The sequence below is a fragment of the Rhodococcus sp. JCM 9793 genome, assembly GCF_055380405.1.
In genome coordinates this window covers 95,296-113,451 of sequence record NZ_AP043718.1, presented here as the reverse complement: position 1 = coordinate 113,451, position 18,156 = coordinate 95,296, and the positions used below count along the sequence as shown (strand labels likewise).

General features: G+C 64.9%; 18 protein-coding genes and 2 pseudogenes. 18 read left to right on the top strand and 2 right to left on the bottom strand.

Annotation, left to right across the window (positions count from 1 at the left end; all coding sequences use genetic code 11):
- Positions 1-448: 448 nt before the first annotated feature.
- The 10 genes and pseudogenes from ACZ46K_RS00585 to ACZ46K_RS00540 all read left to right on the top strand — a co-directional run.
- A pseudogene (locus ACZ46K_RS00585) lies at positions 449-811 on the top strand (isochorismatase family protein); the annotation flags it as partial.
- A 105-nt stretch (positions 812-916) separates the two neighbouring features.
- Positions 917-2,059, top strand: a complete 1,143-nt coding sequence (locus ACZ46K_RS00580; RefSeq protein WP_464743268.1) for an MFS transporter — start codon at positions 917-919, stop codon at positions 2,057-2,059.
- Positions 2,060-2,128: 69 nt separating this feature from the next.
- Complete coding sequence (locus ACZ46K_RS00575) at positions 2,129-2,995, top strand: aldo/keto reductase (RefSeq protein ID WP_054810261.1); 867 nt, start codon at positions 2,129-2,131, stop codon at positions 2,993-2,995.
- A gap of 138 nt (positions 2,996-3,133) precedes the next feature.
- Positions 3,134-4,597: a Rieske 2Fe-2S domain-containing protein gene (locus tag ACZ46K_RS00570; protein ID WP_336874242.1), complete on the top strand. Its 1,464-nt coding sequence runs from the start codon at positions 3,134-3,136 to the stop codon at positions 4,595-4,597.
- A gap of 2 nt (positions 4,598-4,599) precedes the next feature.
- Positions 4,600-5,211, top strand: a complete 612-nt coding sequence (locus tag ACZ46K_RS00565; RefSeq protein ID WP_019287426.1) for a 3-phenylpropionate/cinnamic acid dioxygenase subunit beta — start codon at positions 4,600-4,602, stop codon at positions 5,209-5,211.
- Positions 5,208-5,513 (top strand): hypothetical protein, encoded by a 306-nt coding sequence (locus tag ACZ46K_RS00560; protein ID WP_019287427.1) that lies wholly within the window; start codon positions 5,208-5,210, stop codon positions 5,511-5,513. Before ACZ46K_RS00565 ends, ACZ46K_RS00560 begins: the two co-directional genes overlap by 4 nt.
- Positions 5,514-5,560: 47 nt before the next feature.
- The gene (locus tag ACZ46K_RS00555; protein ID WP_033098538.1) at positions 5,561-5,758 is read left to right on the top strand and encodes a ferredoxin; all 198 of its coding nucleotides are present in this window, start codon (positions 5,561-5,563) and stop codon (positions 5,756-5,758) included.
- Complete coding sequence (locus tag ACZ46K_RS00550; RefSeq protein WP_054810262.1) at positions 5,755-6,987, top strand: NAD(P)/FAD-dependent oxidoreductase; 1,233 nt, start codon at positions 5,755-5,757, stop codon at positions 6,985-6,987. Before ACZ46K_RS00555 ends, ACZ46K_RS00550 begins: the two co-directional genes overlap by 4 nt.
- The gene (gene phtC, locus ACZ46K_RS00545; protein WP_464743266.1) at positions 6,984-7,733 is read left to right on the top strand and encodes a 3,4-dihydroxyphthalate decarboxylase; all 750 of its coding nucleotides are present in this window, start codon (positions 6,984-6,986) and stop codon (positions 7,731-7,733) included. The genes ACZ46K_RS00550 and phtC overlap by 4 nt, the downstream gene beginning before the upstream one ends.
- 46 nt (positions 7,734-7,779) lie before the next feature.
- Positions 7,780-8,580, top strand: coding sequence for an IclR family transcriptional regulator domain-containing protein (locus ACZ46K_RS00540; protein WP_054810263.1), 801 nt, complete (start codon positions 7,780-7,782; stop codon positions 8,578-8,580).
- A gap of 44 nt (positions 8,581-8,624) precedes the next feature.
- Here the strand turns inward: ACZ46K_RS00540 and ACZ46K_RS00535 are convergent, their stop codons facing one another.
- On the bottom strand, positions 8,625-9,776 hold the full coding sequence (locus ACZ46K_RS00535; protein WP_054806671.1) for an MFS transporter: 1,152 nt from the start codon (positions 9,774-9,776) through the stop codon (positions 8,625-8,627).
- Between the two features lie 103 nt (positions 9,777-9,879).
- Here ACZ46K_RS00535 and ACZ46K_RS00530 point away from each other — a divergent pair, with 103 nt between their 5' ends.
- The gene (locus ACZ46K_RS00530) at positions 9,880-10,587 is read left to right on the top strand and encodes an IS6 family transposase (protein ID WP_464743264.1); all 708 of its coding nucleotides are present in this window, start codon (positions 9,880-9,882) and stop codon (positions 10,585-10,587) included.
- Positions 10,588-10,651: 64 nt separating this feature from the next.
- Here ACZ46K_RS00530 and ACZ46K_RS00525 read toward each other — a convergent pair whose 3' ends face one another.
- Positions 10,652-11,545 carry an ISL3 family transposase gene (locus ACZ46K_RS00525; protein WP_464743262.1) on the bottom strand — a complete coding sequence of 298 codons (894 nt, stop codon included), beginning with the start codon at positions 11,543-11,545 and terminating at the stop codon, positions 10,652-10,654.
- A gap of 297 nt (positions 11,546-11,842) precedes the next feature.
- On the opposite strand from ACZ46K_RS00525, the gene ACZ46K_RS00520 reads away from it, so the two are divergent.
- The 7 genes and pseudogenes from ACZ46K_RS00520 to ACZ46K_RS00490 all read left to right on the top strand — a co-directional run bounded on the left by ACZ46K_RS00520 (position 11,843) and on the right by ACZ46K_RS00490 (position 18,149).
- Entirely contained in the window at positions 11,843-12,160 is a 318-nt protein-coding gene (locus ACZ46K_RS00520) for a transposase (protein ID WP_054807943.1), read from the top strand.
- Positions 12,157-12,612, top strand: coding sequence for a hypothetical protein (locus ACZ46K_RS00515; protein ID WP_464743260.1), 456 nt, complete (start codon positions 12,157-12,159; stop codon positions 12,610-12,612). The genes ACZ46K_RS00520 and ACZ46K_RS00515 overlap by 4 nt, the downstream gene beginning before the upstream one ends.
- Positions 12,613-12,643: 31 nt before the next feature.
- Positions 12,644-13,351, top strand: coding sequence for an IS6 family transposase (locus ACZ46K_RS00510; protein ID WP_464743246.1), 708 nt, complete (start codon positions 12,644-12,646; stop codon positions 13,349-13,351).
- A gap of 83 nt (positions 13,352-13,434) precedes the next feature.
- A pseudogene (locus ACZ46K_RS00505) lies at positions 13,435-14,919 on the top strand (type IV secretory system conjugative DNA transfer family protein); the annotation flags it as partial.
- A gap of 111 nt (positions 14,920-15,030) precedes the next feature.
- Positions 15,031-15,381 (top strand): hypothetical protein, encoded by a 351-nt coding sequence (locus ACZ46K_RS00500; RefSeq protein ID WP_132471987.1) that lies wholly within the window; start codon positions 15,031-15,033, stop codon positions 15,379-15,381.
- A 2-nt stretch (positions 15,382-15,383) separates the two neighbouring features.
- Positions 15,384-16,793 carry a ParA family protein gene (locus ACZ46K_RS00495; protein ID WP_464743258.1) on the top strand — a complete coding sequence of 470 codons (1,410 nt, stop codon included), beginning with the start codon at positions 15,384-15,386 and terminating at the stop codon, positions 16,791-16,793.
- Between the two features lie 66 nt (positions 16,794-16,859).
- Positions 16,860-18,149 carry an insoluble domain protein gene (locus ACZ46K_RS00490; protein ID WP_464743256.1) on the top strand — a complete coding sequence of 430 codons (1,290 nt, stop codon included), beginning with the start codon at positions 16,860-16,862 and terminating at the stop codon, positions 18,147-18,149.
- Positions 18,150-18,156 lie beyond the last annotated feature (7 nt).

The window sequence follows — 18,156 nt, the reverse complement described above, 5'->3', positions numbered from 1 at the left end:
CGACGGTGGCCGGTACGCCCTGTGCCCCGGTTCGTGAACGTGCTACCACCGACGTTGGCGGCCGGCTGCGCCGTTCAGCAGGTTCTCTCCGCTCGCGCTCTCGGTTGGAGGGGTGGCAGCCGCAATGGCCGATCGCTGAGCGGGTCAACGACCACGTTGTCAGACCGGGCGACTCGCGATCCGGGGCTCGATGCCAGCATCCCGGGCTGCCACGCGTACAGCATTTGGTCGCCGCGGCGGGCATATCGTTGACGCCCAAGAGGATACCGGCCTGCCTTCCTGCCGCACCTCGGGCACTGGCCCAGTCGGCTAGAGCGGGCCAGTTCAGAGTTTCCATCCGAGCCCTCGGCGTCGGGGAATCACGACCTCAGCTCCGCTAAGGAGCCGGGATAGTGCGGACCACGACGACACATGCGACCCTACGCTCAGGTGGCAGTCAGAAAATCCCAACAGCTGGCTGGTGGAGGGAAGCGAGTGGGTGGAGCTGGATGAGCGACTGGGTCGTCGCGAGAACGAGATGCTGCTGGTCAAAAAGTATGCCTCCTGTTTCTTCGGTACCGATCTGGCAGCTCGTCTGATCTCCCGGGGCGTGGACACGGTGATCCTCCTCGGTTGCACGACCAGCGGATGCGTCCGCGCCACCGCTGTAGACGCGTGCTCTTACGGGTTCCACACAGTCGTTGTGGAGGAGGGCGTGGGAGACAGGGCAGAGCTGCCACACCTGGCAAGCCTCTTCGACATCGACAGCAAATACGGTGACGTCGTGAACCTGGAAGACGCCAGCGCCTACCTCCAGCACGTCCGCCAGTAGAGACGTCGTATACGGACACCGGTGACGAAAGCTCATCGGCCAGTGCATCGATCGGTGGATCGCTGAGAACGTCTATGCGAAAGAGTTACCACCTCGGGAAGGCACATGGACTCCGTCAACTGTGACAGGGCCTTGAGCGCGCTGGCCATCATCTTGTTCAGCTTCGCGCTGGGCACTTTGTCCGTTGTCGTCCCTCTTTTGGGTGTGCATGCGGGCTACACCCCCAGTGAGATCGGGCTGCTGGTCGCCGTGGCTGCCATCGCACAGCTGATCACCCGCCTGTACATGGGCGCGTTGATGCGCCGGATTCCGGACAGGTCCTTCCTCGTGGGATCCGGGCTGATGATCGCGATCTCGTGCGCACTGCTCGCGATTTCTACCGCGGTCGTGTTTTTTGTCGCGTCCCAGTTGGTCCAGGGAATAGCCCGGGCGTTCTTCTGGACCAGCAGCCAGACCCACGCCGTTCGCACATCCGCCGCACCGGTCAGTGGCCTCCGAGACGTCAATCTGGCGGCGGGGATCGGTGCGCTTCTCGGCCCCACGGTGGCCGGATATTTCTGGGAGGCCTCGGTGCAACTGCCACTCATAATGGGGATCGTCGCAGGTTCCGTCTCCGTCGTCCCCGCGGCCTTGTTGATCAGGTTTCCCCCGTTCGCGGCCAGGCCTTCTTCACCCACTGGCAGGGACGTCCGTCTGTGGCGACGACCCGGTGTCAACGCCGCCTGCTGGATGAACACGGGCGCAGGGGTTTGGAAAAGCATCCTGGACTCCTACGTCCCTCTGGCCCTATCCCTGGCAGGCCAAACGGCTGCAGTCATCGGCATCCTGCTCTCCATCGCCAACGCCGCCGTTCTCGTCGGTAGTACCGCCAGCGGGTGGGTCCGGCGCCGAGGCGTCAGGGCGTCTCTGGTCATCGGGATGATAGCTACAGGGCTGGGACTGGCCGCAGTGGGACCGTTCGCCGGTCTGACTGTCCCGGTGGCCGCTGCCCTGGTCATCTCCGGCATCGGTGCCGGGGTCCTGCAGACCGTCGGTCCGGCCATCGCAGCGGAGAAGGTGCACCCAGAAGAACGCGGAGACGCGCTAGCACTAACAGGAACATTCCGCGCCACGGCGCTCTTCCTCTCACCGCTGGCCATGGCCGGGCTGGTCACCCTCACACCGGTGACCGCGGCCCTGCTGGCCGCGGGCCTGCTCATCATCACCCCGGCCGCAACCCCCTGGAGGTCCAACAAAGATGGCGACTGACCGGCAAAGACCTGAAGCTCGCGCTGCTTGCCTCCGGCGAACAGGAAACGTTTTGACGAGAGGATATCCATGACGACGGAAACCCGTCCAAGCAATGACCCCGCAACGGTCCCGAGGCTCCACCTGAGGCACGGGCATAGCATTCCGCATCTAGGTCTGGGCACCTGGCCACTTGTGGGGGAAGAGTGCGAAACGGCCGTCCGCTACGCCATTCGAAGCGGCTACCGGCTCGTCGACACCGCGTTCCAGTACCGCAATGAAGACGCGGTGGGACGCGGTGTCCGCACGGCAGGCGTTGCGCGTGAAGAGCTGTTCGTCTCCAGCAAGTTCAACAAGGAGTCCCACAGCGTCGACGGTGTGCAGCGGGCCTACGACCGTAGTCTCCAAGCCTTGGGCCTGGAATACCTGGACATGTTCATGTGCCACTGGCCCGTGCCGGCCCTGGACCAGTACACCGAGGCATGGAGAGGCCTCGTCAAGCTCCTAGACGAAGGCCGTGTCAAAGCGATCGGTGTCTCCAATTTCAAGCCGGACCATCTGGAGAAGGTCATTGCCGCGACCGGCGTGGTTCCCGACGTGAACCAGATCCAGCTCAGCCCCGATCTCGCACGGCTACCCCCGCGGGCAATGCACCAGGACCTAGGCATCATCACCGAAGCCTGGAGCCCTATTGGTCGCGAATCGGGACTGCGTGACCACCCTATCGTGGTGCAGATCGCACGACGGACAGCAAAGACTCCGGCGCAGGTTCTGCTCCGCTGGCACGTCCAGCAAGGAATCATCCCGATCCCGCAGGCCGCCAAACCCGCATGGCTGGTCGAGAACATCTCGGTGTTCGATTTCTCCCTGACTGCCGAGGAAATGGCCGCCCTAGCGAGGCTGGACCGCGGAGAGAACGCCGCCCGCGACTCCGACTCCCCCGAAAACGGCCACTAACCCCTGCCGGACCCACCCGTACCTGGCACGAAGAGTGGGAGGGGTTGACGTAGATCACAAAATGCGGAATCCTCTCCACGACAGAGTGGTCCTCTGCTCTACAGACTGACTGATCGATGATCGAGAAGGAGCTCTCCCATGGCAGACCACCACGACGTCCTCGAGGACGTACGGCAGGGCATGATCCCTGCACATATCTACAACGATAAAGAGCTCTTCGAACTCGAGAAAGAGCGGCTCTTCAGCCGCAGCTGGCTATTCGTCGCCCACGAGTCGGAGGTCCCCGAGGCTGGCGACTACGTGGTCCGCAGAGTCCTCGAAGACTCGTTCATTATCTCTCGGGACGAAAAGGGCGAGGTCCGGGCCCTGTTCAACATGTGCCTCCACCGGGGCATGCAGGTCTGCCGGGCAGAGATGGGCAATGCCTCCCACTTCCGTTGCCCGTACCACGGCTGGTCTTACCGCAATGACGGGCGCCTCGTTGGCCTGCCGTTTCACAAGGAGGCATACGGCGGGGAGGAAGGCTTCAAGAAGAAGGGCCAGACCTTGTTGCCAGCTCCCTCGCTGGCCACGTACAACGGTCTGATTTTCATCAGCATGGACCCGGACGCCGAGCCCCTGGAGGAGTTCCTAGGGGACTTCAAATTCTACCTCGACTACTACACGAAGCAGAGCGCAGACGGCATCGAGCTGCGTGGCCCTCAGCGTTGGCGGGTCAAGGCGAACTGGAAGATCGGGGCCGAGAACTTCGCCGGGGACATGTACCACACGCCCCAGACCCACACCTCGGTGGTGGAGATTGGCCTCTTCCGCGAGCCCAAGGCGGAGAAACGCAAGGACGGCACCACGTACTGGGCTGGCAACGGCGGCGGCACCACTTACAAGCTGCCCGAAGGTAGCTTGGAGGAGCGCCTGCGCTACGTAGGCTACCCGGACGAGATGATCGCCCGGATGAAGGAGCAGTGGACCCAGGAGCAGCTCGACGTAGTCGGCAAGGACGGGTTCATGATCTCGGCGGCCTCACTGTTCCCGAACATGAGCTTCGTGCACAACTGGCCGCGGGTCGAAGAGGGCTCCGACGAGGTGCTCCCCTTCATCTCCATCCGCGTGTGGCAGCCAATCAGCGAGAACGAGACGGAAGTCCTCTCGTGGTTCGCCGTCGACAAAAACGCGCCGGAGGAGTACAAAGCGCTCTCCTACAAGGCATATCTCATGTGCTTCGGCAGTGGCGGCATGTTCGAACAGGACGACGTCGAGAACTGGGTGTCCCTCACCAATACTGCCGCCGGCTCCATGGCACGGCGTCTGCTGCTCAACAGCCGGATGGGCATGCTCGAGAACGGCGAGAACGTCGTCGAGGCCCTGTCCCCCGAGGAATACTCGGGACCCGGCTCCACCCGTATCGGATACAGCGAGTACAACCAGCGGGAGTTTTTGCGCCGATGGGCCGATCACCTCGAGCGTCCGGCAGTAGCCGCAGCGCAGGTGCACGTGGGCTCGGACCTGGTGAAGGCGCCACCGGCCGCCGGACCGGGGGCCCCCCGCCCGGCCAGCAGCAACGCAGAGACCGTGCCCGCAGCGACCCTGCACGAGGAGGTCTGATCATGAGTGTTGGAACGGCACACGAGAACGAGAATTCGACGCTGTCCGAGCAGTCGGCGCTGGGAGCCCACGCCCCGCGTACCCAGCGGACGGGGCAGACCCTGCCCTTCAACGATGAACTTCACCTGGAGGCGCATCGTTGGCTGATCGATGAGGCATACCTGTTGGACGCCCAAGACTACAGCGAATGGCTCTCCCGGATCGCCGATGACGTTCATTACATCATGCCCGTCCGCGTCACCACTGCCCTGGGCGCGGGATACACCACCTCGCCTGGAATGGCGCACTGGGACGAGAACAAGTACTCGCTCAGCCGCCGGGTGGCCCGCTTCGCCACCGACCACGCCTGGACTGAAGACCCCCCATCACGGCTACGCCACTACATCACTAACGTGCGCACCTTCCGCACCCCCAACCCCGACGAAATCATCGTGGACTCGGCGGTTCTTCTCTTCCGCAGCCGTGGTGACGTGGGCGAATCCTCCACTGTCTCCGCAGGACGCGAGGACCTCCTCCGCCGTACCTCATCAAGGTCCGGGTGGGAGCTCGCCCGGCGCACCATCATGGTCGACGAGTCGGTCATCCGCATGCAGAATCTGGCTATCTTCCTATGAAGCTGGAATGGGAAGGCGAGGAGGAAGACCGCCTCGCGGCGATTCGGGCCACCGAGGAACGACGTCGGCTCGAAGAGCACGTCACCGGAACGCCGATCGTGATCGCCAACGAGTTCTCGGAGGTCCAGGTCACCCGCATTGAGACCCGCAACGGTTCGCGGCTGATGATTCAATCTCCTCGTTCGGGCCAGTGGGTAACGCTCTGTCCGCTGGAACTGGAGTCCCTGACCTGGCAGGCCCCAGACACGTTCTCGGCCATGATCGGCCACCCTTTCGGGCCGCTAGTGACCGAAGAAGAATAGACACTCCTAACTGCCACAGCATCACCGCCTCACGAAAGTATGTGACCATGCCTGTAATCAAAGCTGACCTGGGCGCCTGTCAGGGGTATGCAAACTGCATTGTCGGAGCCTCTGACTACTTCGATCTGGACGACGACGGGATCGTCGTACTGCTCCAGACCGAGGTCCCCGAAGCCGACCGCGCCCGCGTCATCGAAGCTGCCCGCAGCTGCCCGGTCTCCGCGCTGGTGGTGGAGGACGAATGAGTCCGATCACCGTCATCGTCGGGTCCTCCATCGCCGGGGTGCGCACCGCGCAGTCCCTCCGCCGGGAAGGCTATAAGGGGGAGATCATCCTCGTGGGAGAAGAGACCGAACTCCCCTACGACAAACCGCCCCTGTCGAAATCCGTTCTTGCGGGATCCGCCGACGAGGACTCCATCCGGCTGCTGACCCAGGAGCAGGCCGATGCCGAGGACATCCAACTCCTGCTGGGACACCGCGCTGTCGATCTGGACGTCGCCGAGAACCTGCTGAAGCTCGAAGGGCACGACCCCCTTCGCTACGACAACCTCGTCATTGCCACCGGAGCATCACCCCGCCCCTCCCCCTGGGGCCAGTCTCCAGGGATCCACGTGCTGCGCACCCTTGAGGACGCCCGCGAACTACGTGGGGACCTTCTCCGGGGTGGGGCGCTGGCCGTTATCGGGGCAGGGTTCATCGGCGCCGAAGCGGCAGCCACCGCCCGCGGCCTGGGATTGGAGGTCACCGTCATCGACCCGGTGCCGGTGCCCATGAGCCGCCTCTTTAACCCTGAGATCGGCCAGTGGTTCGCAGACCTTCACCAGGACAACGGGGTCAACACCTTGTTCGGCACCGGAGTGGAAGCTATCGAAGGCGAGGAGGGCAACTTCTTCCTCCACCTGACCAACGGTGAGAGCGTTCAGGCGGCCACCGTGCTGATCGGTATCGGCGTCATCCCCAACGACTCCTGGCTCAGCGCATCCGGCCTGCTCGTGGACAACGGGGTCGTGCTCAACGAGTACTGCCAAGCCCTCGACGCCGCGAACGTGTACGCCGTCGGCGACGTAGCCCGCTGGCGCCACCAGAAGCACGGCGAGGACGTCAGGACTGAACATTGGACTAACGCGGTGGAACAAGCCACATGCGTGGCCTACAACATCATCCATCCGGAACAGCCGCGCGCCTACACGCCCATTGAATACGTGTGGAGCGACCAGCACGACTGGAAAATCCAGGTCGTGGGACGCGTCGGAGGCAATGTCGACCACGTCCTCATCGGACACCCGCAGGTCCACGGCAAGTTCGCCGCCCTCTACACCACCGACGGCACCACCGTCCGGGGCGCAGCCATCGTGAACTGGCCCAAAGCCCTCATTGCCTGCCGACTGGGCATGGCCAGGGGCATCACGGTGCAGGATCTGCGCGCCAAGCTCGAACCCCAGTTGGAGCCACCGCCGAGGAGGGCGTCATGACACCCGGAAACTTGCTGCCCCAGACCGAGAGCGTCACCCGGGAACATATCGCCCTCGCCTGCCGGGTCTTGGCCCATCGGGGCCTTGCAGATGGAATCTTGGGTCACATCAGCCTGAAAATTACCGACAGCACATTGCTGGTGCGCTGTCGCGGCCCGTACGAACGCGGACTGGCGTATACGCAAGCCGAAGACATCCGCATGGTGGACCTCGACGGCAATCCCGCCGCCGACGGCGAGCTCGGGGGCGGATACACGGTCCCCAACGAACTGCCGCTGCACACCGAGCTTTACCGGCGCCGCCCAGACGTCCGAGCTGTCGTACACGCTCATCCCCCGCGAGTGGTTGCCGCCGACCTGGCAGGGCTTGCAGTACGCCCCATCGTAGGGGCGTACGACATTCCCGGAGCCCGCCTCGCCGCCAACGGGGTGCCCGTCTATCCCCGCGGAGTACTCATCCGCGACCGTCGGCTCGCCACCGAAATGGCCGATGCCATGGGAACAAGGCCCGTTGTTGTGCTGCGGGGCCACGGCCTCACCAGCGCGGCCGAAACCGTCGAGCAAGCAGTTCTCCAGGCCATCAGCGTGGACGGCCTGTCCGGGTTGGCACTGCAAGTGGCTTCGGCTGGTGGGCACCTCGTCGACCTGCCCGACGCCGATATGGCCGAACTGCCCGACCTCGGAGGAGCATTCAACACAGAGACTGCCTGGAGACATGAACTCGCACGACTTGGTGAGCCTCGTTGACGGCCTGCGCCCTAGCCGGACAGAGACTGAACCCCCGGTCAGTAACATGAAGCTCATGTCCGCCTCACGGGCGGAGGACGACTCCAGATACGGCCCTCCTCCGCAATACCCCATCGAATCCGTCGACAACGCACTCCGATTGTTGCTGCTCTTCGAGACTCGGCCGAGTATCCGGCTCACCGATGCCAGCAAGTACCTCGGAGTGGCGTCATCTACGGCCCATCGCCTCATGGGGATGCTCCTCTACCGAGGTTTCGTACGGCAGAACCCTCAGACCAAAGCGTACGAACCCGGACAAGCACTCAGCTCCATCGCCTTCGCCATACGGCGCCACGTCGACATCGGAACGCTAATTCGTCCAGCAATGGAAAGGTTATTCGAGGCAACCGGAGAGACGGTGCACTTTGCCGAGCTCAAAGGCTCGAACACACACTTTCTGGAGGCCATCGAAAGCCAACGTGCCGTCCGCGTTGCCTCACGTCAAGGTGCGATGCTTCCTGCCAACTGCACTGCAACGGGCAAAGCAATGCTGAGCTTACTCACCACGGAACAACTGCATGCCCTGTACCCGTATGAGGAGCTTCCGGGTCTCACCAAGGGATCTATCATTTCCCGTTCCGATCTGGAGCGTGCCCTCGAAACGATTCGGCAAACCGGGTACTCAACGAGCCAGGAAGAAAGCGAAGACGGCGTCATGTCAGTCGCTGTTCCCATCACCAGCCCGAGCGGAGGATACTACGGGATCAATGTATCCGTGCCCGCTCACCGCATGACTGAACAACTCCGCACAGAACTCGGAGCTATGCTCCAGACAGCCGCCAAAGAAATCCAGAACTTGCTCGTTTAAGGATCTCGACGGCCGGTGACGGTGGGGCTGTGGACAGGACCACCTCAGCTCAGCGGCGATTCTAGAGAGTCGATTCTCCGCAGTCGGAGCCCGAAGAAGAAGGAAATGACCACGGCGACGGTTGCCATAGTGACGAGCATCGCCCAGGTCAGTGTCGAGTTACCGAGGCTAAGGGCCACCCCGGTGAGCATGGGGCCGATGGTATTGCCGATGTACGTGCCGGTCTGGACAATGCCTGTGGCCGCTGCGGTGGCCCCAGGCGCCATGTGCGAGATGAGGAAGTGCACCAGACCTGGCCACCCCCACCCCAGGCCCACCGCTAGCAGGACACCTACCACGTAGCTCCAGGTGGTGGGGATCGCCATGAGTGAAAGCCCGACGGCGCAGACGATGAGTGCTGTCTGGATCAGAGAAAGTGCTGACACGCCGCCTCGATCGACGACTCCGCCAATGACGATACGGGTCGCGGCTCCTAAGGCGCTGCCGACGGCCAGAATCACACCAGCCGGGCCGACTGCAATCCCCCGCTCCAGCGCGCCGATCACGGCAAAGGCCACGGCGGACGTAACGGCACCGCCCGCGAACATCGTCATCGCGGCCATCAGCACCAACGCCGAACGCATCTGGGTATCCCATTGCCCCGCCGGCCGGGTCGTACCCATAACGACCGGCATGGTCCGGGTCCGGGCCACGGGGACCAGTACGAGCATGTCCAGTACAGCCATCAGCAGGAAGGCCCTGGACCATCCCAGAGTCAACGCAACCAACGGGATCGAAACGCCGGCGACCAACCCCGTCACAGGGACCGCGGCCTGTTTCACCCCGAAGGCCAGCCCGCGCGAGGCGGCTGGGATGTGCGTGACGAGCAAGTGGTTGGAGGAAGGGTGCCCGAGACCGTTCCCGAGTCCCCCCAGGGATGCCCATACAATTAGCCACGGCCACGCAGAGATCCAGGACGCGCTGCCGGTCAGGCTAACGACCGCCAGCAGCAAGGCAGCGATGCCCATGCCTTTCTCGCTGAGCACACGACCAATCACACCGGTGCACGCGGAGGTGAGGGCGGCCGCGGCCCAGTAGACCCCTACCGCCAGGCCGATCCCGTAGGCCGGGACGCGGATTGTTGCGGTGATCTCCGTGGCCAGCGCCCCAAGGAGAAACACCGGCATGTTTGTTAAGACAGTCACCAGTACGGCCACAGCCAAAGCGGCGAATCCACGGCCCGGATGTCTCACGCGCTGTGACCTGCCACCGGGGCACTGTCACGTTAACGAGGATGCATTCGCTGGCAGAATCTGTGGGATGACCAGCGCAATGCCGTCGTTCAAGCGACACCGCTATCCGGTGGAGATCATCGACAAGTGTGTGTGGTTGTACTTCCGGTTCCGATTGAGCTTCCGGGAGGTCGAGGAGCTGATGCTCCAACGCGGTGTCGTGGTGTCCTACGAGACGATCCGTCGCTGGTGTCACAAATTCGGGCAGGCCTACGCGAACGAGTTACTGCGCCGCCGGCCTCGGCCCGGCGACAAATGGTATCTCGATGAAGTGTTCATCCGCATCAACGGCACGCAGCACTATCTGTGGCGGGCGGTCGATCAAGACGGCAACGTCCTCGACATACTGGTCCAGTCCCGCCGGAACGCGAAGGCGGCCACACGGTTCTTCCGCAAGCTACTCAAGGGCCTGCGGTACGTACCGCGGGTGATCGTGACCGACAAGCTGACCAGCTACCAGGTGGCGCACCGCGAGACGATGCCGTCGGTCGAGCACCGTCGATCGAAATACCTGAACAACCGCGCCGAGAACTCGCATCAACCGACCCGGCAACGCGAGCGTGCGATGAAACGCTTCACATCGGTCCGGCACGCGCAGCGATTCCTGGCTGCGTTCAGCGGAATCTCACCGCATTTCCGGCCTCGCCGACACCTGTTATCGGCGACCCAATGGCGCGAAGAGATGGCCGACCGATTCCGGGTTTGGAGCGAGGTGACCGCAATAATGACCGTCTGAACAACGAAGCAGACCAGCACATTACACTAACTTGAGCCTCAAGCCGACTGAACCGTACACGATTTCAGTTAACGTGACAGTGCCCTCCGGACATTCGGCTGGTGGCCAACAACTCGTCGATGTCGGGTGCGTGGACGAAACGACGCACGGTCCTGCGATTGAGATTCAGCTTCCTAGCAATGCCCGAAATCGACATTCCCTGGGTGTGCAGCTCATGTACGGCCGCGTGGCGTTCGCAGGTCCGGACCACCAATCTGCCGTCGGGCGCCTCGGCGATGACCGCGTCGTCGCCGAGGTGGTCGGTCGGCGCAGAAAGTTCTTTCCTGTGCCGGATCACGGTCTTCTCCACGGCGCCGATCAGGTTGCGCCACAGGTGCCATCGGTCGGCGACCTGCACCGCATCGGGTGCCCCGTTGCGGACGGCGTCGGCGTAGGCACCGGCCCTGTCCCGGCACACGATCTCGGCCCCGGGATGAGCCTGCAGCCAGGTCGAGACGGTGTCGCTGGTTCGATCGGGCAGCAGATCAATCGGTCGGCCCGAGGTCAGATCCACGACGACGGTTCCGTAGACGTGGCCACGGCGCAGCGCGAAGTCGTCGATCCCCAGGATCGGTGTGGTCTCGATCGGCCCATCTGGGATCGCCCGCACGACACGTAACAGCGTGTCCCTGCTGACGTGTATCCCGAGTCGGGCGGCGAGGCGGGCACCGGCGCGGCCGGCCACAGCTAGTCCGATCGCCTCGATCATCGTGTCGAGCACTGTCGTCCGTCGAGCCCAGCGCTGTGTCAGTCCCGGTACCTGCTCGGCGAATGTCGTTGCATTACAGCTGTCGTCGTCGCAGAAGAATCTGCGGACGACAAGATCGAGGATGACCGATGTGCGCCTATCGCCGTGTCTGCGGGGCGGCGCCGATAGCGTGAGTGCACCCGGCGCGACGCAGTGCCGCACTTCGGGCACCACCCCTCGTTGCCTCGTGGATGCGCCGTGATCCGGATCGTGGACCCGGTCCGGCGAACGGCGTCGATGACGACGCCGTTCAGGTGAGGAAGGAGAGCGGTTAGGGGCGCGAAGTCACACCGGGATGATCTTGGTCTATCGCATATTTCCGCTGATCAGCGGCATACTTTCGTCTTCACGGAAAGTGCGCCAGATCCAGATCTGGTGACCGTCACCGGGCAGGCCTTATGAGCCTCCCCAGTTTCAGTGGACACCCCGAGATAGCGGGACGCAGGGTCCTGCTGGAAGGATGTCGACATGTCCAGGACGCGCCGGTCGTTTACACCCGAGTTCAAGGTGGAGGCTGCCCGTCGGGTGATCGATGGTGGCCGACCGGTCACCGAGGTCGCGCGTGAGTTGAACGTGCACGAGAACGTGTTGGGCAAATGGGTGCGTGCCGAACGGCTTCGCGACGGTGTCGCTGCCGATATGCGCAACGCACCACCGGATTCCGGGCTGTCACCCAGTGAACGCGCGGAGTTGACGCGGCTACGCGCGGAGGTCGCCGAAAAGGACCGAGACATCGCGTTCCTGAAAAAAGTATCGGCGTACTTTGCGGCACAGCAACATAGGTGAGCAAGTTTGAGCTCATCGCCGCAGATTGCGCCGACCATGACGTCACACGACTCGCTGAACTGATCGGGGTGTCGCGGTCGGGCTTCTATGCCTGGGCTGCGCGGCAACATCGCACCGAGTTGACGCCACGTCAGCAACGGCGTCGTGATCTCGAGGTCAAGATCGTCGCCCATTGGAAGGCCTCGCAGCGGGTGGATTCGATCGGTCGTCGCAACGCCTCGATGACGGAGGTGTGCGATGGGACGCAGCAACAAGCAGACACGCCAGGCGCCGGTGGGTGCCCGACGGCAGTGGGTGGCGGATCGGGCGTTGCGCCCGTCGATGCGGTCACCGGGGAGACCGGAACCCTTGCGTGCGGTGCAGCGCGATTTCTGGCGGCGGATCGCCTCAGGAGCGACGACTGCCGACGCCGCGGAGGCCGTCGGCGTGTCGTGGGGGCACTGTCACGTTAACGAGGATGCATTCGCTGGCAGAATCTGTGGGATGACCAGCGCAATGCCGTCGTTCAAGCGACACCGCTATCCGGTGGAGATCATCGACGAGTGTGTGTGGTTGTACTTCCGGTTCCGATTGAGCTTCCGGGAGGTCGAGGAGCTGATGCTCCAACGCGGTGTCGTGGTGTCCTACGAGACGATCCGTCGCTGGTGTCACAAATTCGGGCAGGCCTACGCGAACGAGTTACTGCGCCGCCGGCCTCGGCCCGGCGACAAATGGTATCTCGATGAAGTGTTCATCCGCATCAACGGCACGCAGCACTATCTGTGGCGGGCGGTCGATCAAGACGGCAACGTCCTCGACATACTGGTCCAGTCCCGCCGGAACGCGAAGGCGGCCACACGGTTCTTCCGCAAGCTACTCAAGGGCCTGCGGTACGTACCGCGGGTGATCGTGACCGACAAGCTGACCAGCTACCAGGTGGCGCACCGCGAGACGATGCCGTCGGTCGAGCACCGTCGATCGAAATACCTGAACAACCGCGCCGAGAACTCGCATCAACCGACCCGGCAACGCGAGCGTGCGATGAAACGCTTCACATCGGTCCGGCACGCGCAGCGATTCCTGGCTGCGTTCAGCGGAATCTCACCGCATTTCCGGCCTCGCCGACACCTGTTATCGGCGACCCAATGGCGCGAAGAGATGGCCGACCGATTCCGGGTTTGGAGCGAGGTGACCGCAATAATGACCGTCTGAACAACGAAGCAGACCAGCACATTACACTAACTTGAGCCTCAAGCCGACTGAACCGTACACGATTTCAGTTAACGTGACAGTGCCTCGACGAGAACGGTATCGAGACCGGATACCGGATCGAGTTCGAGAAGTCGATGAACACCGGCTCACCCGGTTTCCAGATGAAAGTCGAGGAAGCCCTCGCCTCGCTCGCCGGTGAGCACGAATCCGGCCGCAACTGGACCAGCGACTGGTACCCCGACAAGGGCTACCTCGTGATGCGTCTGGTCACCGCCATGCCCACCCGGGTGGACCACCCGCTCGACCTGGTCGACGAGAACCTGCGCCACCTTCCCTACGCGACCGGCAGCGCCGACCGGATCATGTTCTGGGATGTATCCACCAGCTCGAACAAGCCGCACTGCCTGATCGTCGGCCCCACCGGTGGCGGTAAGACCTCGGTGATCCGCACGCTGCTCACCGAAGCCGCACGCCGCGGTATCCCGTTCGTGGGGGTCGATCCGAAGATGATCGAACTCGACGGCCTCGAGGGCTACCCGGGGTGCGGGGCGATCATCTACGACGCGCTGCGCGCAGCGATGTTCGTGCGCGCCCTGCACACCGAGATGATGGCCCGCAACGCCTACATCCATCAGATGAAGATCGAAGGCTCGCAGCTGCCGCTGATGATCGCGGTGCTCGACGAATTCTTCATCCTGTCGGGCAAGTGGCAGCGCCTGGCCAAGACCGGCGACGACGAAACGAAAGCGTTGCTCAAAGAACTCGATCCGCTCGGGGCATGGGCGGATCTCGCGGTGCTCGCCCGTTCGGCCGGTATCCGCCTGTTGCTCGGTGTGCAGCGTCCGGATGCGTCCCTGTTCGGCGGCGCCTCCGGTAACGCGCGTGACAACTTCGGCACCCGTATTTCGCTCGGCAACCTCTCGCAGGACGGCGCGCTGATGATGTGGGGCGATTCCACCGTCGGGCGTGAGGTCGACACCTCGGTCAAAGGCCGCGGGATCGCGCTCGGTGACGACGGCTCCCCGGTTGATGCGCAGATGTGGTGGACCCCGAACGTCGATAAGCATCCGAACAAGTGGAATCAGCTGTCGGGTGGTGAGAAAGCGATCATCGACGGCTTGATGCCGACCGAGGCGCCGCAGTTCACCTGCTACTCGCCGGAACTGGCCGAGTTCATCGAATCCGAACGCGCGCTGGCGAAGCGGGCTCGCAGCCACGGCAGCGTGCCGGAACCGATCGTCATCGGGGCGGGCCGCGGCGACGAGGCCGCGGTGTCGATGGCCAAGCGCGTCCCCGAACCCGAGCCGGAACCGGAGCTCGACGACGACGTCGCCGATGCCATTCCGGCGTCGAGTGTGACCGCGGGACAGACCGTGCTGATCGACGACGAGGACGGCGAGCTGGTGCCGGTCACCGTCGACGAGGTCGATGTCCGCCGCAGCCCCAAGGGAGAGGTGACCTCGACCGTCCTGACCGTCGGCACCGGACGGGTCAAGACCCGCATCACCTTCGACGCCACCGGCGTCGTTGTCCTACCCGAACCCGACCTCGTGGGAGCGCCCGCATGAGCACCTCGAAGAACGACATGTACCGCCCGGCGTCGGCCGCCACCGCTGCCATCGACGCGATGCTGTTCCACCCCTGACCCATCCAAGTAATCACCACCGAAAGGACGCTCCATGACCCGCCGCATCTCCCAGTCGATCACCCCCACCACCGAGGACGTCGCCGCGCTACGCGGACCGTTCGTCGCCAAGGGCGCCAACGACCCCGTCATCAAGGCCCTGCGCGACTACTTCAAAGAGACCTCACCGGTGTGGCTGGCCAAGCTCGACGAGAAGCAGGAACTGACCCGCGACCGACTCGCCGAGATCCGCGACGCCTCGGCCAAACGCCGCGCGGTCATCGAAGCACTGCCGGAAGGCAAGGCCCGCGAGAAGGCCCTGGCCGAGCTGGAAGCGACCGAGGCCGTCGTCGAGGACATGGACACCGCACTGGCCGGCGCCGGCGCCTTCGGCGGGATCAACTAACGATGGCGCCGACCGTGGAAATCGAGGCGACCTCCGCGACGACCGCGCGCGCGAAGCTCGCCGGCGCCGACGTGCCACCGATGGAACTTCTCGCCACCGAGGACAAGGCCCTGGCTGCTGTCGTGCACGAATTCGTGCGCACCATCGCAGTCGAGCAGCAGTCCGCCGTCGACGTCGTCTACCGGACGGGCAAAGACACTCGGTTCCTCACGGTCGGCACCGACGGCAAGCTCACCGAAAGCGCTCCGAGCGTGCCCATCCCGATCGTGGCGACCGAGCCGCAGCCGGCGGCCGCAGAGCCTGTCTCCGCGCCGCCGGCCGGGCCGGTGACAGTGGCTGCCGAGCCGATCACCTACGAGGCGCCCGCACAGCCTGTGCAGGCAGCCGCGCAGCCGGTGTCGGAGCCCACGCCCACCGCGGCGTGGGCTCGGCCCACAGACGCGGCCACAAGCCCGATCAACAGCCCGCAGCCGGCGCTGCCAGCGCTGTCCGCGCTGTCCGCACCGGGCATGAACCCCGCGGCGAGTACACCTGCCCGGACCGGGATGCGGGGCCGGCTCAACGCGATGCTCGGCCTCACCCTCGCCCCGAAAGCGGATTCCCTCGAGATGCGTCTGCGCGACGCGCAGGCCACGATCGCCGGCCCGCTGCCCGACGGTGCGGTGGTCACCTTCGTCAACCTCAAAGGCGGCGTCGGCAAAACCCCGATGTCGATCGCCCTGGCCGAGACGATCGCCGAGCACCGCGGGCCCGCCACGACCGCATGCCTGGACCTCGGGGAGATCGGCGGCAGCTTCGCCGACCGCGTCGCGGTGCCCCCGGCCGCGCGGCAGGACGCGGCGGCGCTGCTCGCCGATCTCGGCCAGGCGCCCCATCAGGTGCGTCCGTCCGCCCTCAGCCGCTACCTGACCCGCCAGCCCAGTGGTTCGTACGTCGTGGCCGGAAAGGCCGATGCCGCGGCGCCGCTGAGCTTTCAGGACGCTGCCATACTGGGCGCGATCCTCGAACGCCACTACGATCTGCTGCTCGCCGACACCGGCAATGCCAGCCACTCCGGCAGCTGGCAGTGGGCGATCACCGCCGCGCACACGGTCGTTGTTCCGGTGCCGCTGCGCCGCGACGCCGCGGTGGCCGCGCAGCGCACCCTCACTGCGATCTCCGCGGTCCGGCCGGATGTGCTCGCGCGCACCGTTGTGGTCGTCACCGACGGCCCTGGGGATGCGCCGATGGTCGAGACCGAGGCCGTCGAGGCGTTCACCGCGCTCGGGGTGTCGGTGTGCCGGATGCCGTTCGAGCCGGTCTTCGCCTCGGGGGAGCGGATCGTGCTCTCCCAGCTGCGCCGCGAGACCCGCGACGCGTTGACCGTGCTCGCGGCGACCGTCACCCGGATCGGCAGTGGTGCTGCTGGCTGAGTCGTTGCCCCCGCTGCGCGGTGGGCCCGTCTTCATTTCTTCACTGACTTTCACCGAGGGGTACAGATGAGCATCGAAACCTATTCCGGAAACCGCGCCGCGCGCCGTGCACAGGGTCGGCACCGCCGCCGGTCGGCGAAGACCACCGCGACGGCGCTGGCGGTGGCCACCGCCGCGTTCGGGATGTCCACGCTGGTGGCAGGCCCGGCGGCGGCCGAGCCGATCCAGGGCGGAGTGACCGGAGGTACCACCCAGGAGGGTGTGACCAGCGAAGCGCAGACCGGCGGCACCACCACCGAGACCCCGGCGCTGAGCGCCGCGGAGCCGAAGGCCGACAGCAGCTTCTGGGTGGCGCCGCCTGCGCAGTACAACCAGGGCACGCGTGAGTACGACCCGCAGACCGGGGGCGGTGTCACCGTCGTGGACTACTCCACCGATTACTCGACCGACTACTCCGGAGGCGGCGGATACAGCGGCTACGACGACTCGGGTGAGGCGACACCGGCTGTGGACTGGAGCCGGCTGCACGCCCCGGCACCGGTGCTCGACCCGACCGTGCCGATCCAGGCGCCCAAGGACAAGATGCGCATGGGCCGTGTCGTATTCGAGCAGCCGAACTGGGTGTCCGACATCGACGCCGAACGCACCAACAACTCCACCGCGGTGGTCGAGGCCCAGGTCACCGACGCGTGGCGGTCGGTCGGCCTCGAGACCACCGAAGCCGAGCGCATCGCCTCGGCGCAGGTCGCCGGCACCGCCCTCGGCGCCGGTGCAGGTGCGGCCGCAGGGTGTGCCGCTGTGGGCGTCCCGACCAGTCTCGCGGTCGGCACGGTCGCCGGGATCGGTGGTGCGATGGCCGGGACGATGGTGCCGCTGCCGATCCCCGGTGCGGCTCCGGTCACCAGCGGCGTCGCGGCGACCGCCGCCGGTGCGGCAGGCGGGCTGGCTGCCGGGTGCGCGGTCGGAGCCGTCGTCGGTGGCGGTCTCGGTGGTGCCGCCGGTCTTGCTGCCGGTACGGCCTACGGTGCCGGAGAAGACGCCACGCCGATCGAGGCGGAGGTGCCCGACGTCGAGGCCGACGCGCTCGGGGAGCAGGTCGATTCCACGTTCGAGCAGTGGTCGCAGGACCCGGTCGGGGAGGTCGTCGTCGACTCTGTGCAGACGTTCACCACCGACACGGCCCCGGCGATCGACACGCAGGTTCGCGATTTCGTGGCGGTCCAGCCGGGCGGTGAGCAGATCATCGAGCAGGTCGACCAGGGGCTCGAGTCGTTCTTCAACGACGCCACCCCGGGATTGGCCGGAAACCTCATCACCAACGCCATCGGCGACGGAATCGCCCAGTTCGGTATCTGAGTCACAA

Excerpts from the sequence above, each read along its gene's own strand:
- ACZ46K_RS00555 (WP_033098538.1), top strand. The coding sequence starts at position 5,561 with ATGCCTGTAATCAAAGCTGACCTGGGCGCCTGTCAGGGGTATGCAAAC.
- ACZ46K_RS00490 (WP_464743256.1), top strand. The coding sequence starts at position 16,860 with ATGAGCATCGAAACCTATTCCGGAAACCGCGCCGCGCGCCGTGCACAG.
- ACZ46K_RS00520 (WP_054807943.1), top strand. The coding sequence starts at position 11,843 with ATGTCCAGGACGCGCCGGTCGTTTACACCCGAGTTCAAGGTGGAGGCT.
- ACZ46K_RS00530 (WP_464743264.1), top strand. The coding sequence starts at position 9,880 with ATGACCAGCGCAATGCCGTCGTTCAAGCGACACCGCTATCCGGTGGAG.
- ACZ46K_RS00540 (WP_054810263.1), top strand. The coding sequence starts at position 7,780 with ATGAAGCTCATGTCCGCCTCACGGGCGGAGGACGACTCCAGATACGGC.
- phtC (WP_464743266.1), top strand. The coding sequence starts at position 6,984 with ATGACACCCGGAAACTTGCTGCCCCAGACCGAGAGCGTCACCCGGGAA.
- ACZ46K_RS00500 (WP_132471987.1), top strand. The coding sequence starts at position 15,031 with ATGACCCGCCGCATCTCCCAGTCGATCACCCCCACCACCGAGGACGTC.
- ACZ46K_RS00550 (WP_054810262.1), top strand. The coding sequence starts at position 5,755 with ATGAGTCCGATCACCGTCATCGTCGGGTCCTCCATCGCCGGGGTGCGC.
- ACZ46K_RS00565 (WP_019287426.1), top strand. The coding sequence starts at position 4,600 with ATGAGTGTTGGAACGGCACACGAGAACGAGAATTCGACGCTGTCCGAG.
- ACZ46K_RS00560 (WP_019287427.1), top strand. The coding sequence starts at position 5,208 with ATGAAGCTGGAATGGGAAGGCGAGGAGGAAGACCGCCTCGCGGCGATT.
- ACZ46K_RS00570 (WP_336874242.1), top strand. The coding sequence starts at position 3,134 with ATGGCAGACCACCACGACGTCCTCGAGGACGTACGGCAGGGCATGATC.
- ACZ46K_RS00580 (WP_464743268.1), top strand. The coding sequence starts at position 917 with ATGGACTCCGTCAACTGTGACAGGGCCTTGAGCGCGCTGGCCATCATC.
- ACZ46K_RS00495 (WP_464743258.1), top strand. The coding sequence starts at position 15,384 with ATGGCGCCGACCGTGGAAATCGAGGCGACCTCCGCGACGACCGCGCGC.
- ACZ46K_RS00510 (WP_464743246.1), top strand. The coding sequence starts at position 12,644 with ATGACCAGCGCAATGCCGTCGTTCAAGCGACACCGCTATCCGGTGGAG.
- ACZ46K_RS00575 (WP_054810261.1), top strand. The coding sequence starts at position 2,129 with ATGACGACGGAAACCCGTCCAAGCAATGACCCCGCAACGGTCCCGAGG.